This window comes from Flavobacterium sp. ALJ2 (genome assembly GCF_015594725.1).
GTDB lineage: Bacteria > Bacteroidota > Bacteroidia > Flavobacteriales > Flavobacteriaceae > Flavobacterium.
The window spans coordinates 18,510-35,969 of sequence record NZ_JADNRC010000006.1 but is presented as its reverse complement, the minus strand read 5'-3'; the positions used below and the strand labels follow the sequence as shown (position 1 = coordinate 35,969).

The following is a 17,460-nucleotide window of genomic DNA, read 5'->3' as shown; positions in this document are numbered from 1 at the left end:
ATAACAACAAACATAATGAAGAAACATATTTTACTTCCTATCCTTGGATTAATGCTCGTTTATGGGTGTGACAAAAAAGAAGCAATTAAAGATACAAAAGAAGAGCAATTTTGTATTGATAAAAACCTAAAAGAAAAAATCACTATCGAGCTTATACAAAAACGTACCGTTAGTGAATCTATAAATCTTACAGGAAATATCACCTATAATAATGATCATGTAGTACAGTTTAATAGCCTTGTGGAAGGAATTATAACCAAAACTACCTTTTCATTAGGTGATTATGTAAAAAAAGGACAAGTACTTGCAGAAATAAAGAGTACAGAACTTAACGGTATGCAATCAGAAAGCAAATCATTACAATCACAATTGTCAGTTGCTCAGCGTCAATTACAAGCTACAAAATCAATGTTTGATGATGGAATTGCTTCACAAAAAGACCTCTTGCAAGCACAAAGTGAATTAGATATTTTAAAATCTTCTTTAGAAAATGTAAAAGCAAATCTTGCTATGTTTAGTGCGAGCAGTGAAAGAGCCGTATTTCAGATAAAAGCACCAACTGAAGGATATGTCGTAGCAAAAAACATTAGCCCTGGAATGCAGATAACTAATGGCAGCGAATCTCTTTTTACAATTTCTGATCTAAAAGAAATTTGGGTATTGGTAAATGTTTATACCAGTAATCTAAAAAATGTTACCGAAAATATGCTTGTAGATGTTACAACACCAGCTTATCCTGGAGAAGTATTTAAAGGAAAAATAACCATGCTTTCTAAAGTTTTTGATGCCGAAGAACACGTTCTAAAAGCCCGAATCGTGATGGAAAATAAAAACTTAAAATTAAAACCCGGAATGACAGCAGATATCGTTATTGATAAAAGCTTAGGAGGAGAAATACTTGTCGCAGTTCCTGCAAAAGCAGCCATTTTTGATAATAATCGAGATTATATCTTAATCTATAAAGACGATTGCACAATCGAATCAAGAGAAATAAATCCAATCAAAAAAAATAACAACTGGATTTATTTTGATAAAGGAGTTAAAGAAGGTGAAAAGGTTATTACTAAAAATCACTTGTTAATTCAAGAGAGATTAAAAAACTAAGTATCGTCCATAAAAACGGATAAACACAATACAAGACATGAAAAAATTTGTACAAGGTTTAGTAGCTTTCTCATTAAAGAACTCATTAATAGTTTTTTTCTTGACAGCAGTACTACTAGTAGCCGGAATAGTAAGCTATATCAATACACCTATAGAAGCTTTTCCTGACGTAACCAATACCCGAGCAAGGATAATTACCCAATGGCCTGGAAGAAGTGCCGAAGAAGTAGAGAAATTCATTACGCTTCCTATTTCGAAACAAATGAATACGATACCTAAAAAATCAGAAGTACGATCTATTTCGCTTTTTGGATTATCAGTAATAACAGTATTGTTTGATGATGATGTTGATGATTTTTACGCACAGCAATATGCATCTAATCGTCTTAACGGATTAGATCTTCCTGAAGGAGCAGATGTAAATATTGAACCACCATCTGGAGCAACAGGTGAAATATTCAGGTATGTTATAAAAAGTGATTTACCAATTAAAGAGATAAAAGCCATTCAGGATTGGGTAATTGAAAGAGAATTAGTATCCGTTTCAGGAGTTGCTGATGTAGTAAGTTTTGGTGGAGAAGAAAAAATATTCGAAATAAAAATTAACCCTACCCAATTAGAAAATTATGACCTATCAGCACTCGATGTTTACGAAGCTGTCTCCAAAAGTAACGTAAACGTTGGTGGTGATGTAATACAACGTGGCGATCAAGCATATGTGGTAAGAGGAGTTGGTCTTATCAATAAAATAGAAGATATAGGTAATATACTGATTGAAACCAAAGGCGCATCACCAATATTGGTAAAACATGTAGCAGAAGTTAAAATAGCTGCTAAACCAAGATTAGGACAAGTAGGCTTAGATGACAATGATGATGTAGTAGAAGGTATTGTAGTTATGCTTCGTGGAGAAAACCCAGGCGAAGTTATAAAACGACTTAAAGATCGTATAAATGAACTTAATGAACGTGTACTTCCTGATGACGTGAAAATTGTTCCGTTTATTGACCGTACCGAATTGGTAAACACAACGGTAAAAACAGTTACAAAAAATCTTGTTGAAGGAATATTACTAGTATCATTAATTGTATTTATTTTCCTTTACAATTGGCGTACATCATTAATTGTAGCATCGGTGATTCCGCTTTCATTCTTATTCGCAATCATAATGTTACGAATACAAGGATTACCCGCGAATCTGATATCTATGGGAGCACTGGATTTTGGGCTTCTGCTTGAGGGAACACTAGTTATAGTCGAACAAGTCTTTGTATCGCTAGAAAAGAAAGCACATAAAGTGGGTATGGAACGTTTTAACAAAATGAGTAAAATGGGACTTATCAAGAAAAGTGTCGGTAGCGTAGCTACTTATATTTTCTTTGCTCTAATTATTTTGATTGTAGCACTTATGCCTATATTCTCTTTTAATAAGGTAGAAGGAAAAATGTTCTCTCCCCTAGCCTTTACTTTAAGCTATGCGTTATTAGGCTCATTAATCCTGTCTCTTACCTACGTACCAGCAATGTGTAAAGTAATGTTGACCAAAAATATAGTTGAGAAAGAAAATATGATTTCGCGTTTCTTTAGAGAAAACCTATTTAAATTATTTAAATGGAGTACTCGAAATCGTAAAGCAACATTATACGGATTCTTGGTATTACTTGCTGTATGTTGTGCCAAATTTGCTTTTTATGGTTCCGAATTTATTCCGAAACTAAATGAAGGAGCGATCTATGTAAGAGCAACTTTACCTAATAGCATTAATCTTGATGAAGCCGTACGTCTTACAAAAGAGATGAAAGAGAAAATAAGAAAATTTGAAGAAGTAAAATTTATACTTACGCAAACAGGAAGACCAAATGACGGAACCGATCCAACAGGATTTTTTAATATCGAATTGCATATTGAATTACTGCATCAGGATGAATGGAAACGTAAAATTAGTAAAGAGGACTTAATCGCCGAGATTAAAAAGGAGTTGGATGTATATCCTGGAATTAGCTTTGGTTTTAGCCAACCTATTCAGGATAATGTAGAAGAATATGTCGCAGGTGTAAAAAGTCCTCTTGTTATAAAGATTTTCGGAAATGACTTATTTCAATTAGAAGAAATGGCTGCAAAAGTTGCCAAATCTATAAAAGATGTAAAAGGAATTGAAGATATAAATGTATATAAAAATATCGGTTTACCAGAATTAAGAATACAACTCCATGATGAAAAAATGGCACGTTATGCTATTACAACTGCAGATGCGCAAGCAGTTATTCGAATGACAATTGGAGGTCAAGCGGCAACTCAGTTTTATGATGACGAAAAGATATTTGATATTAGCATACGTTTCGAAAAAGAATACCGTGACTCAAAAGAAAAGATAGAAGATATTCTAATTCCAACCATGAACGGGAAAAAGGTGCCTTTAAAAGAAATCGCTACTGTAGAATATAAAACGGGTCCAACATTTATATATCGTGAAGGAAACAGCCGTTATATAGCAGTAGGATTTAGTATCGAAGGTCGAGATCTAGGTAGTACAATTAACGAGGCACAGAAAAAAGTGGCTGCCGAAGTAAAACTACCTAAAGAAAATGTAATGAAATGGGCAGGAGAATTTGAAAGTAAAGAAAGAGCATCTAAACAATTGTCTATGATTGTTCCAGTAGTACTAATTCTTATTTTATGCTTATTGTATTTCAATTTTGGTAATTTCAAGGATACTATGGTAGCAGTGAGTGCCATGCCATATGCCTTTATAGGTGGTTTCTTATCGTTATGGATAACAGGAACAGTGTTCGGAATATCAGCAGGAATAGGTTTCATTATACTCTTTGGAGTCAGTGCAATTGATAGTATTGTCCTCATCGGAATCATAAAAGAAAACATGAGAGCCAATATGCACCTAAAAGATGCAATATCAAATGGTATATACAGCCGAATACGACCTATTGTAATGATTGCACTTATGGGGTCTCTTGGATTATTACCTGCAGCATTATCTACAGGAATGGGATCTGAGGTACAAAAACCATTGGCAATTATGATTGTAGGAGGTCTAATTGTTTGTATGATCTTATCATTAACAGTATTACCTCAAGTATTTTATCTAGTGTATCGCAAAAAAGATACAAGTAATACCGATTCATAATCATCTTACTATATTGAATTTAAGAACACCTTTGGACTTCATGTTTAAAGGTGTTTTTTTAATTAGATTGTCTAGAAATGGAACGCGGATTAAACGGATTTCTTTAATAATGAAACTAAAAAATCCGTATCGTGTTCCTTTATCACATACTAAACGCGCACTGCTATACACCTCTACAAAAAACCTTTGAACCTTTGTGCCTCTGCACCTTTGAACCTTAAATCCTCTTCCTAAACTCAGATGGGGAAACTCCAGTACTTCGCATAATGAATTTATTAAAATGACTGCTGTCTATAAAACCCAAATCATTGCTGATTTCTGAAAAAGTCAAATTGCTTTTGCTCAATTTTTCAGTCACAACCTTCAGTTTCGTTTGTTCAATGTAATCTCTTAAAGTAATGTTTAAATGAGTTTTAAAATATTCCCCTATATAATGTATAGAAACATTAAAATAACTGGCTATTTCTTTTTTCTTAAGCAGATGTGGATTCGCAATATTAAAACGGATGTAACTTAAAATAGTATCTATCTTTAAAACCTCAGTAGTTTGGATATTTAAATCATTTTCATGTAGATTAGCATTTCTTCTTATTATTTGAATCAGTGACATCATCAAACTTTTGATTATAATTTCATTCTGTCCTTTTTGTCTAGCTACTTCATCTAATATTTTTAAAATCACCAATTCGCAAAATACCTTATCATCATCAGGTAAAATCAAATTTCCATTAAGCTGATTGTGGTAATAAAATATTTTTTCTATTTCTTCTATTTCCGTTTTATTCGAAAAAAAATTAGGTAAGAAACGCAAACAATGAAACTTTGTAGGTTCTAATGTTTTAAAAGAATGGTAATCTTTTGGCGTAAGCAAATAAATATCATGCTGTTTATAATTATGATGAATGGAATTCAAAATATGATTTCCAGTACCATATTCAATATATAACAACTCAAAAAAGTTATGCCTATGCACCTCTTTCTTCCATGTTAATTCTTCAACCGAATAAATTTCGAAATCTTTATATATAAAAAAAGTGTTGTTCATAATCCTTAAATTATACAAATATAACCTATATTTTTACATCAATATATAAATACAAACCAGTTTACTTTGTATCAATAACCTAAATACGGTAAATACTAAAAGATGAATACAGATACAATAAAAATAGGAATTCTTGGAATTGGTGGTATCGGCGGATTTGTAGGCGCACCATTGGCAAAAAAGTACAAAGACAGTAGTACCAAAATTATATTTATTTGCAGAGGTGAAACTAAAAATGCCATCCAAAAAGACGGATTAATATTTGAATCCAAAGGCATAAAAGAAACTCTATTTCCAGATTTAGTATCAGATAATCCAACTGAAATTGGAATCTTGGATGTGCTTATAATCACAAGTAAATCATACTCTGTAAACGAAATACTAAACTCTTATAAAGATTGCATAAGTCCTGATACTATTATAATCACTTTGCAGAATGTTGTAAATGCAAGAGAAATTATTCGTGAGACATTACCCGAACTAGGGCAAATAATGGAAGGTTGCATTTATGTGGCATCAAATGTAAAAAAACCAGGGCACGTTCAGCATATTGGAGGACCAGGAAAAATTTTCGTTGGAGGAGAAAAAGAGAATAAATGGCTAATAGATCTATTAACAACAGGAGGTTTAGACATTACTTATGTTTCTGATATTAATCAAATACTCTGGAAGAAATACCTATTCGTAGCTCCAGTTGCCGCAATAACCTCAGCTTATAAAGTCACTTTTGGGCAACTCTTAGAAGATAAAAATCTAATGCATATTCTAGAAAATATGATGATAGAAATTCAATCACTAGCCAGCAAAAATAATATCAACCTGACGAAAGAAGATATCGAAACTTCAAAAGATCTATTGACTAAATTTCCATTTGAGTCCAAATCATCTTTACAATTGGATTTTGAAAACAACAACCAAACTGAAAAAACTTTCTTAGTAGATTACGTCATCGAAAATTGTAAGAAACACGAAATCCTGACACCTTTTTATGAGAGTATCAACGAAAGAATTATTTCGCAAAATTAAAGAATAATTAATTTTGATTTGAATAGATTTCTGCAAGGTTAAAAAAACCTTGCAGAAATAAAATTTATCTTTTTTTAATCAAATCTCTCTTTGTATTTTTTGAACAAAGTATTCATTATCAAAAGCACTACTCCTACTCCCAATAAGACTAAAGCTCTTATTAGGAAATCCGCATTTGATAAATCAAAAAACATTAATCGGATTACACAAACACCAACTAAGGAAAGCGAAACGTAACGGAAATATTTTTCTTTCAGAATAATTCCGAGTATTAATAATCCTAGAGATTCTAAAATCCAGAAGAACGTTAAGATTCCTTTGTCAAATGAGAGAAACAGAAACAATCCGATACTAAAAGTAGCAGGATAAATAATGATACTGTTTCTGAATTTGAAATCTTCAATATATTTATAAATAATAAAAATGTATAATGCTAATAGGGCAAATATAATCAGATAAACAAATTCAAATTTAGATTCGTAATAATTGAAACTAATAAACGCTAAATGAAAATTTGCCAATAAATAATAAACAATACTAATCTCTTTTTTAGTACCAATTTTTTTATAATAAAGACATAAGTTTATTATAGCTGTTACTGCCCAAAATACAGGAAGCCATTTGTGTTCTAATTGAGAGAACATAATAATCGAAAGCCAAATGTTTATGATAATTTGATAATCTATTTTTAATGATTTAACAAAGTCTCTTTTGTTCATCAAGAGCACTAAAACAATTAATAAAGCAATACTAGAAAGTTGCAAAACCCAATCCAACAAGTTAAATTGATTTAACTCTTTAATACTGTACAAAACAGAGATTAAAATAGATAATAACCCTATCACTAGTACCGATTCTGGAACCAAATTTATTTTTTTATATACGATTAAACCAAAATTAAGAATTGCCAAAAGCATAAATAACATTGGTAAATAAGCCATCTCTACCTGAATAAATAATAAAATTATAATCCATAGATTTTGAATAACAGGTAAAATAGCAATAAACATTTTTCCTTTTTCTTTCAAGCATTTAATCTGTAAATAACTATAAACAACAGACAACAAAATGCATGTTGCTTGTGTCACATAAAGCATCGTTTTATTAGCAGCATTTGCTTCATCGATAGCTAAATAAACACTTATAAGTATAGCGCTCATTAATAATATAAAGGAGTAAATATTATAACGTTTAATTTTTTCAGTTTTTTGAAAAACCCAAAAAGTAAGCAATGCCAAAGCACCTAAATAAACAGGGATATAATCGATTTCAATACAAGAAAATCCAAAAACTAAAGCATTAAAAAGAATAAATTCAGAATTAAGAACACTTAAATTTCCCCACCCCGAGATAATAGCATTTGATTTGTTTCTGATTTTGTCTGCAAACAAAATATACGTTTCGATTATAGAAAGTCCAACAGCAATTAATCCAATTTCGGTATTATTCAAAAATTGGGTATTGTATAAAAACAAAAAGCTTCCAAATATCGAAAAAGCAAGACAAGAACCATAGAGCAAAGTTTGGTTGCTGACAGAAAGTGTTTTTCGTTTAAATTGAATCCATAAAAATTCGTGATTTAATAGCGCTATAACAAAGAATCCGAAAATTTGGATAATATAATAAAGAGCAAAATATTTATATAAAAACGAAACTAATAAAACATTTACACCAATAATCCCGACCGTTTTGATAGTAGAATCATCTGTATATAATAATTTTATAAACCAGTTGAATGTTATTACAGAAACAATTCCTAAAGCAAATACAACATCTAAATTAGATTTTGGCTCAGTTAGAATTAGTGTTAATCCTGTGGCAATGGTAATGATTAAAAAAGTGAATCTTCCAAAATCAAAAGTATTTGTTTTGAATTTGAATCGTAAAAAGCACCACAATAAAGCGATAAATAAAAGAGGGTAATAAAACGAAATTTCAATCGTATGATACCAACTTAAGAAAAATAATATTGAAAATAGTACTGAGAAGATTCCGTTTAAGCTCAAATCTTTTTTAGCAATAAAAGAATCTATTGCTAAGAACTCTTTTTTAATAGAACAAAAAACAGGAACTAATAATGTCATGACTATCATTACGATCAAGCTAGCAAAAGAATTTGTAATATTGGTTTGTTCAATTGATGGATTAATATGCATAACAAAAAAGCCGAAAATAAACAAACAGAAAATATGATTGAGACCTAAAAATATTTTAGACAGCAACACTTCTTTATTTTTATAAACAATAAACAAACAAGTAATTACTAAGGCATACAACCCGCAAGCAATAATATCAGAACCTACTCTCCAATCATTAAGCATGATGATGCTCAATGCAAAAAGCAAAAACGAAACCATCCCATCTAAATGATACAACCAAAAGATCTTTTTCTTTCTAGCAAAAAGAGTCGCAAAAAGGCAAAGAACTCCTGCAATAAATAAAACGAAAATTTTAATCGTGCTTCCTGTTGAATGCAAAATTAAGCCTAAAGCAAATAAAACCCAGTTAATAAGATGCGTTACAAAAGCAATTTTATCAAAATGAGTGTTAGCATAAATATTTCGATACTGCATATACATACAGCTTACTGAAACCAAAATAATACCCAGTATTGCAAAAACATTTTGAGATGCACTCAAAACATTTGTTCCTTGAGTAAACCAAATATCAAATATGATAAAACACGAAATGACAATCAATAAATGATATTCCCACTTTTCTTTATAAGATAAAATAATTCCTGCCGTAGCCGTTATCGCTGCCAACAAAAATGTAATTAAGAGTTTTTCTGGAATTACACATAAAATCAAGATACTTAAAATTACGTGAAGCGATAAAAAAGTTTGCTGCCTTATAATGTAACCAACATATAAATTGATTGCAATTCCAATTCCGATGAGTGAATAAGCAATTGGAATATTATGTATAAAAGTAAGCGCCGGAATTTGCGAAGCACCAAAACAACCAAACAAAAACAAACTCGCTCCAGCACTGCGAAGCCAAAGCCCTGTTTTAAACCATTTTTCTTTTGTTTTTAAAAAGAAATAGGATCCAACTAAAATTCCAGCATAAAGCCAAAGAATTAGGATTCTGAACATTGGCGAAACTTTCAAAGCAGTATAAATGCTTAAATAACCAATTCCTAAAACCATTATGGCAGTACCTAAAATTCCGGTCCAATTTTCAGCAAATTGATGTTCTATCTTTTTCATTAAAAGAGAAAAAGCACTTTCTACATAAACCTCTTCTTCATAAACTTGAGGCCCAGGCTGAGGTTCAGGTTTATAAACAGGCTGTTTTTCAAGGTTTTCTTCTAATTTTGGAGTTTCTTCTTCATCAACCTTTTCTCCTTTGTCAAGTATATGAATCGTTCGGGATTCAAAACTAAAAGCTGGTTCTTCTATAGGTTCTTCAATAATGATATCTTCTTCTTTTTGAGGGAAATCATCAATATCATTTATAATATCAGGAATATCTTGAGAAATAACTTCTTGAATAGGTTCTGAAATATTTTTTACTTCAGCAATTTTTGAAACTAAATTTTCGGTAACAAAACCAGGCTGCGTGATTTGCTTTCTGAGGTCATCAATCTCTTTTTTCAAAGAATTGTATTCCTCTTTACTTTTACTATAAAGGGAATCTAAATATTCGTTTTCCTTTTTTAATATGGAAAAATTATAAAACAGAATAACAACACAAACAATTAAAGCAAAAAGGAGAAAACCAACCATAGTTTAAATTTAGAATCGTCTAATGTAAGAATTATTAGCAATTTTAAATTCACCAAGTCGTTTTTTTATTAGAATAAAAGAACTTAATAATAGTACAATTGAATGATTATAAATCAATTAAGCTAATTAACATAGAAAAAACATTAAATAAGAATAATAACAAACAAACAACTTAATCACACTCAATAAGTTAACATACCCTTTACCCCCATTTACATTATATACCTTATCTTTTATCAATTTACCTATTACTTCAAGCATATTACATCACAATTTTTATACTTTACCTTACATAACATCTTACTTGTGATTTATTTATTAGGCAATAAGAAAAAACTATGAAATAAATATTTTTTAATCTTAAAAATTGCCATACATTTGCCTAACGGTGTTAAACAATTTAATACTCTCAAAAAATGGCAAGCAAAGATCGAATTTTAAGACAAAAACAAGAGACCAGAAAAAACATTCTGGATGCTGCCTGTACTATTGTAAAAGATGAGGGTTGGCAAGGTCTTAGTATGCGAAAAATTGCAGATAAGATTGAATATACTGCTCCTATCATTTATGAATACTTTTCGAACAAAGATGCAATATTACAAGAACTAACAGGTAGAGGTTTCGTTAAGTTAACTATCGAACTAGAAAAAGCCAAAAACAAATCCGATAATCCCGAAGAACAGCTTGAAGCAATGTGGATGGCATATTGGGACTACGCATTTACCGATACCGATATGTATCAGTTAATGTTTGGAGTACAGATGACATGCTGTAATGAGCGTTGTTCTGCCTCAGAAGCTCCTTACAAACTATTTATTGCCGTTATTGCAGAAATAATGAAAGACAGTAAACCAACTGAAGAAATAATAAAACAAAAATATTTTACTTTCTTTTCAGTAATACATGGTTTAATTTCTATCAACATCATCAACAAAAGTGAAACATTAGAAACAATTAATACCCAAATTTTAAAAGATGCCATTGGTGGAATCATAAAATCAATACGTTAAAAAAAATTTAATGCTCACTTAACGCTGATAAATAATTTAATGTAGTAAATTTGAACCAAATTTTGTCATCTTAAACGAAGTCAAAATAAAAATCAAAAAGTTTTTTTTACAACTCTACTTAACGACGTTAAAAAATTTAATGCAGTAATTTAATACTATAATTTCAATTTATTATCATCCTTTTGTCATCCTGAGCGGAATCGAAGGTCGTGTTGAAAGAAAAATTGAAGTTTTTTGAAACATCACTAAACAGTGATAAATAATTTAATACCAATTATAATTTATTTATAAGTGGAAGGAATATTTATATAAATTTTTACACCAATATAGTTAACGCTGTTAGATTTTTTAACACTAGTAAATATGAATCAAAATAATACAAAACCTAATCCGAATTTAAATAATCCAAATGTTCAACAAATTAAAATCAACGCTAAAATGAAAAAAGTAATCTTAACCAGTATCCTTGTAGCACTAGTTGTAATAGGATGTGCAGATAAGACTCAAGCACCTGCTCCTGCAGCCCCATTATTACCCGTACTTGCTATTAAAAACACAAATGCAACAACAGATTCAGAATATCCTGCTTCAATACAAGGAACGATTGATGTAGAAATTCGACCACAAGTAAGTGGTACCCTAGACCGAGTTTTGGTAGACGAAGGAGCTTACGTTTCAAAAGGACAGTCATTATTTAAAATAAACGAACGCCCATTCCGTGAACAGCTCAACAATGCATTGGCAAACCTTCACGGAGCCGAAGCTGCATTGATCAATGCGCAACTAGAAATTGATAAGCTAACTCCACTTGTACAGAACAAAGTAGTTTCTGACTATCAATTAAAAACGGCAAAAGCTACTCATAGAATTGCTGCTGCAAATATTGAACAAGCCAAAGCAATGGTAGAATCTGCAAAAATTAATTTAAGTTATACCACAATCACAGCCCCAGTAAGCGGATACATAGGAAGACTTCCTAAAAAACAAGGAAGTTTAGTTTCTGTATCTGATATTGAACCATTAACAAAATTATCAGATGTTCATGAAGTATATGCTTATTTCTCATTAGGAGAAACAGATTTTATCAATTTCAAAACTCAATATTCTGGAAATACAATTGGTGACAAAATCAAAAACCTGCCTCCGGTTTCTTTAATACTAGCCGACGGTAATGCTTATACACAATTAGGAAAAATCGACATGGTCGATGGACAATTCGATAAAAACACTGGAGCAATAACACTTAGAGCAACTTTTCCTAATTCAAATGGAACATTGCGCTCAGGGAATACAGGGAAAATCCGCTTAGGGATTCAGCATGATGATGCTATTTTGGTTCCGCAATCTGCTACTATAGAAATGCAAGACAAAGTTTTCGTTTATACGCTGACTAAAGAAAACAAGGTAAACAAAATGCCAATCACAATTATCGGAAAAACTGGAACAGATTATCTAATTAAAGATGGTGTAAAATCTGGTGACCAAATCGTATTAACTGGTATCGACAAACTACAGGAAGGACAAGTAATTCAGCCAGAAAAATCGACTGCTAAAGTTGCTCAAATAATTAACAAAAAATAATTTAACGAAAATGTTCAAAATATTCATACAAAGACCTGTACTGGCAACTGTTATCTCCATTTTATTGGTGATATTGGGTGTACTTGGACTTACAAAATTACCCTTACAACAGTTTCCTGATATAGCACCACCATCGGTTTTAGTAACAGCAGTATATCCGGGTGCAAGTGCCGAAACAGTCTTACGTTCGGTAGCACCATCACTAGAAGAATCTATAAATGGTGTAGAAAACATGAGCTATATGAGCTCAACAGCGAGCAATGATGGTACATTAGCCATTACCATATTCTTTAAATTGGGTACAGATGCCGATCAAGCAGCAGTTAACGTTCAAAACAGAGTTTCTCAAGCAACAAGTCAATTGCCTACAGAGGTAGTTCAGCAAGGTGTAACCACTGCCAAGCAACAAAACAGCTTCATTATGGGTATTGGTTTATATACCGAAGACGAAGCTAAATACGACCAGACATTCGTTGCCAATTATGCTCAAATCAATATTATTCCTGAAATAAAACGTATTCCGGGAGTAGGTTCAGCGAGTATATTTGGAGGTGTAAGAGATTACTCAATGCGCGTATGGCTAAATCCAACACAAATGGCAACCTATCAGGTTACGCCAAACGAAGTAATGAAAGCCATACAAGACAAAAGTTTAGAGGCAGCACCTGGGAAATTTGGAGAACGAAGTCAAGAAGTTTTTGAATACGTTATCAAATATAAAGGTAAATTAACAAAACCTGAAGAATATGAAAAAATAGCTATTCGTGCCAATGCTGATGGTTCAATACTTCGTTTAAAAGACGTGGCAAGAGTTGAACTTGGAGCTTATTCATACAATAGTTTAACTCGTTTAAATGGTAAAAAAGGAGTTGTAATAGGTATCATACAGTTAGCAGGATCTAACTCAAATGAAATTCAGGTAGCAATTAACAAGCTGATGGAAAAATCAGCTAAAAGTTTCCCAGCAGGAATAAAACAAAATGTATTCTATAGCACAAAAGTTTCATTAGACCAATCTATCGATCAAGTAAAACACACTCTGATAGAAGCCTTCATATTAGTATTTATCGTAGTATTTATATTTCTGCAAGATTTTAGATCAACATTAATTCCTGCAATTGCTGTTCCAGTTGCTATTTTGGGTACGTTTTTCTTCATGCAGCTATTCGGGTTTTCGATAAATCTGTTAACATTATTTGCCTTAATCCTTGCAATTGGTATTGTCGTCGATGATGCAATTGTCGTCGTCGAGGCGGTGCATGCAAAAATGGAACACAAGAATTTATCGCCAAAAGCAGCCACAAATGAAGCGATGCATGAAATTACAGGAGCAATTATTTCTATTACCTTAGTAATGGCTGCCGTTTTCTTGCCCGTAGGTTTTATGGAAGGTTCTACAGGAGTTTTCTATCGTCAGTTTGCCTTTACCTTGGCAATTGCAATTCTAATTTCGGCAGTTAATGCACTAACTTTAAGTCCAGCACTTGCTGCTTTATTCTTAAAAAATAATCATGCAGCAACGCATGCAGCTAATCCAGAAACAAAAAAAGGATTTAAAGAAAAATTCTTTATAGGATTCAATAAAAGCTTCAACTCATTAACCAACCGCTATGTCGGAAGTTTAAGATTCTTAATACGTAATAAATGGGTTAGTTTAGGAGGATTAGCAATAATAACTGCTGCAACTATCTTAATGGTAAATACGACACCTTCAGGATTTATACCTACAGAAGATCAAGGTTTTATTGCAATTGCAGTAAATACGCCATCAGGGACATCGCTAGATAGAACTCAAAAAGTAATGACCGAAGCAGAGAATACTTTAAGAGGATTAGATGCATCACGATTTGTAACAGCGATTTCAGGTTTTAACTTGTTAACGAACTCAACAAGTCCATCATCAGCCGTTATTTTTGTTTTGCTTAAACCAAATGAAGAGCGTGGAGCAATCAAGAATATTGATCAAATCATGGCCGACGTACAAGGAAAATTAGGTGCTATTTCAACAGGTAGTTTCTTTGTATTCAGTTTCCCTACCGTACCTGGATTCAGTAACGTAGAGGCATTGGATATGGTGCTACAAGATAAAACAGGAGGTAAACTAGATAAATTTAGCGGAATATCACAAACCTTTATTGGAGAGTTGATGAAACGCCCAGAAATTGCAGTAGCATTTACCACCTTTAAAGCAGATTATCCACAATTGCAATTGGATATTGATGACGAAAAAGCAGACCAATTGGGCGTAAATGTAAAAGACATTCTACAAACAATGCAAGCTTATTTTGGTAGTACACAAGCATCTGACTTTAACCGATTTGGTAAATATTATAGAGTAGTTGTACAAGCAGATATCGACGATAGAGCTGCACCATCATCAATTAATAACATTTTTGTAAAAAACAAAAATGGCGGAATGGTTCCAATCAATACTTTGGTAAAACTGACTCGTATCTATGGATCCGAAACAGCTTCGAGATATAACTTGTTTAACTCAATTTCAATTAATGCCATTCCAAAACCAGGATTTAGTTCAGGAGATGCCATTAAAGCAATTGAAGAAGTTGCAGCACAACAATTGCCAACAGGATACAGCTATGAGTTTTCAGGACAAACACGTGAAGAAATTTCTTCAGGAGGACAATCAACAACTATTTTCCTACTCTGTCTAATATTCATTTACTTCCTACTTGCAGCACAATACGAAAGTTACATCTTGCCTTTAGCAGTAATATTATCAATCCCCGTTGGAATATTTGGAGTATTTGTAGCTATCGGATTAACTGGTATCGAAAATAACATTTATGTACAAGTAGCTCTGGTCATGCTTATAGGATTGCTGGCAAAGAATGCAATTCTTATCGTTGAATTTGCTTCACAGCGAAGAAAAGCAGGAAAATCGTTAGTGGCATCATCGATAGAAGCTGCCAAACTAAGACTACGACCAATTATCATGACATCATTAGCATTTGTCGTGGGAATCATACCGATGATGAGCGCTACAGGTCCATCTGCAAAAGGGAACCACTCTATAAGTATTGGCGCTGCAGGTGGAATGATTTCAGGAGTAATCCTTGGGGTATTAATTATCCCAGTTCTATTTATCGTATTCCAACATTTACAAGAAAAGGTTTCTGGAAAATCATTGGCCGTAATTCATAACGAAGAAAAATAAAAATGGAAAATTATATAACATCAGTTCTGATAACAGTTTTTGTTGTCTTTACATTAATATCCTGGAAAGTATCAAAAGCACTTGAAGCACCTGAAGATAAATGTCGAAAAAATTAATGATACCATATAAAATGAAAAATTATATAACAAAAACGGTTGTGATACTGTTACTCATCACAACATTAATATCCTGTAAAGTTTCAAAGGATATTGAAGTTCCAAAAGATGCATTTCCTGATAATTTCAGGGGTGCATCCGCTTCAAGCGATACTACAAGTATTGCCGATATGGAATGGAAAACGTTCTTTACAGAAAAAGATATTGTAAAACTAATAGACAGTGCTATTACAAAAAATAATGATTTGCAAATTGCAACCAAAAATATTGAAATTGCACAATATCAATTAACGCAAGCGAAATGGGGAAATATTCCCGAAGTAAATGCATTTGTAAACGGAAGTATCAATAATCCATCTAAAAACAGTTTTAACGGACATAATCTGAATCAATCTTTAAATAAAAGTCATATTGAAGATTACTCCGCTGGAATAAACTTTTCTTGGGAAGCAGATATTTGGGGCAAGATTCGCAGTCAGAAAAAAGAAGCTTATGCAGGATATCTTCAATCAGAAGAAGTAAAAAAAGCATTGCAAACGACAATTGTTTCTAATGTTTCCAAAGGATATTACAACCTTTTAATGCTCGATTCTCAATTAGAAATTGCCAAAAAGAACTTAAAATTAAATGATAGTACCACCTTCATCATCAAATTAAAATACGATGCAGGTCAGGTAACCTCATTAGCAATTCAGCAATCGGAAGCACAAAAACTAATTGCAGCACAATTAATCCCTTTACTGGAGCAAAACATTGCCATTCAGGAAAATGCATTAAGCGTATTAACAGGTTCATTTCCTAGCTCTAAAGAAAGAACAATAACACTTAATTCTATCGAATTAAAAGAGAATTTAACCGCCGGAATTCCATCATCATTAGTAAGACAAAGACCCGATGTAAAAAATGCCGAATTAGCATTAGTCAAAGCAAATGCCACTGTTGGAATCACAAAAGCAAACTTATACCCTTCCCTTAAAATTACGGCAAGCGGAGGTTTAAATTCTTTCGAAACAAGTAATTGGTTTAATATTCCTGCATCGCTATTCGGAACTGCTCTTGGCGGATTAACACAGCCTTTGCTAAACAGCAAAAGAATAAGAACACAATATAATATTGCCAAAGCCGAAAGAGAAAAAGCAGTATTAAACTTCAGACAATCGGTACTCGTTGCCGTTAGTGAAGTATCAGATGCTTTGGTTAAAATTGAAAAACTAGAAAGCCAACAGTACTTTCTTAAAGAGCGTGTAAAAACATTGCAACAAGCAATTACAAATTCAAATATGATATTCAAAAACGGAATGGCAGATTATCTGGAAGTCATTACAGCACAAGCGAATATATTGCAAAGTGAGTTGGAACTAGCCAACATCAAACGCGAACAATTAACCGCTAATACCGAATTATATAGAGCACTCGGTGGAGGATGGAAATAATACCTATTACCCGTTAATTATTTATTTTTTGAGAAGATGCTGTAAGACTTAGGTTTTACAGCATTTTTTATTATCCAAAATTAAGCAGGATAAGGAA

The 17,460-nt window shown here is 32.2% G+C and carries 9 protein-coding genes; 7 read left to right on the top strand and 2 right to left on the bottom strand.

Annotated elements, in window-relative coordinates; all coding sequences use genetic code 11:
* The first annotated feature begins 15 nt into the window (after positions 1–15).
* Both IUY40_RS08290 and IUY40_RS08285 read left to right on the top strand, forming a co-directional pair.
* Positions 16–1,104 (top strand): efflux RND transporter periplasmic adaptor subunit, encoded by a 1,089-nt coding sequence (locus IUY40_RS08290; RefSeq protein WP_195736401.1) that lies wholly within the window; start codon positions 16–18, stop codon positions 1,102–1,104.
* Positions 1,105–1,141: 37 nt separating this feature from the next.
* A complete protein-coding gene (locus tag IUY40_RS08285) occupies positions 1,142–4,246 on the top strand; it encodes a CusA/CzcA family heavy metal efflux RND transporter (protein WP_195736400.1) in 3,105 nt (1,034 codons plus the stop codon).
* A gap of 217 nt (positions 4,247–4,463) precedes the next feature.
* Here the strand turns inward: IUY40_RS08285 and IUY40_RS08280 are convergent, their stop codons facing one another.
* Complete coding sequence (locus IUY40_RS08280) at positions 4,464–5,291, bottom strand: helix-turn-helix transcriptional regulator (protein WP_195736399.1); 828 nt, start codon at positions 5,289–5,291, stop codon at positions 4,464–4,466.
* Between the two features lie 102 nt (positions 5,292–5,393).
* On the opposite strand from IUY40_RS08280, the gene IUY40_RS08275 reads away from it, so the two are divergent.
* On the top strand, positions 5,394–6,317 hold the full coding sequence (locus IUY40_RS08275) for a 2-dehydropantoate 2-reductase (RefSeq protein WP_195736398.1): 924 nt from the start codon (positions 5,394–5,396) through the stop codon (positions 6,315–6,317).
* 74 nt (positions 6,318–6,391) lie between these two features.
* Here IUY40_RS08275 and IUY40_RS08270 read toward each other — a convergent pair whose 3' ends face one another.
* Complete coding sequence (locus tag IUY40_RS08270; RefSeq protein ID WP_195736397.1) at positions 6,392–10,048, bottom strand: DUF2339 domain-containing protein; 3,657 nt, start codon at positions 10,046–10,048, stop codon at positions 6,392–6,394.
* A gap of 416 nt (positions 10,049–10,464) precedes the next feature.
* Here IUY40_RS08270 and IUY40_RS08265 point away from each other — a divergent pair, with 416 nt between their 5' ends.
* The 4 genes from IUY40_RS08265 to IUY40_RS08250 all read left to right on the top strand — a co-directional run bounded on the left by IUY40_RS08265 (position 10,465) and on the right by IUY40_RS08250 (position 17,363).
* Positions 10,465–11,058, top strand: a complete 594-nt coding sequence (locus IUY40_RS08265; protein ID WP_195736396.1) for a TetR/AcrR family transcriptional regulator — start codon at positions 10,465–10,467, stop codon at positions 11,056–11,058.
* Positions 11,059–11,496: 438 nt separating this feature from the next.
* Positions 11,497–12,639 carry an efflux RND transporter periplasmic adaptor subunit gene (locus tag IUY40_RS08260; RefSeq protein WP_229335462.1) on the top strand — a complete coding sequence of 381 codons (1,143 nt, stop codon included), beginning with the start codon at positions 11,497–11,499 and terminating at the stop codon, positions 12,637–12,639.
* 10 nt (positions 12,640–12,649) lie between these two features.
* Entirely contained in the window at positions 12,650–15,814 is a 3,165-nt protein-coding gene (locus IUY40_RS08255; protein WP_195736394.1) for an efflux RND transporter permease subunit, read from the top strand.
* Positions 15,815–15,944: 130 nt separating this feature from the next.
* On the top strand, positions 15,945–17,363 hold the full coding sequence (locus IUY40_RS08250; RefSeq protein ID WP_195736393.1) for a TolC family protein: 1,419 nt from the start codon (positions 15,945–15,947) through the stop codon (positions 17,361–17,363).
* Positions 17,364–17,460: the final 97 nt, after the last annotated feature.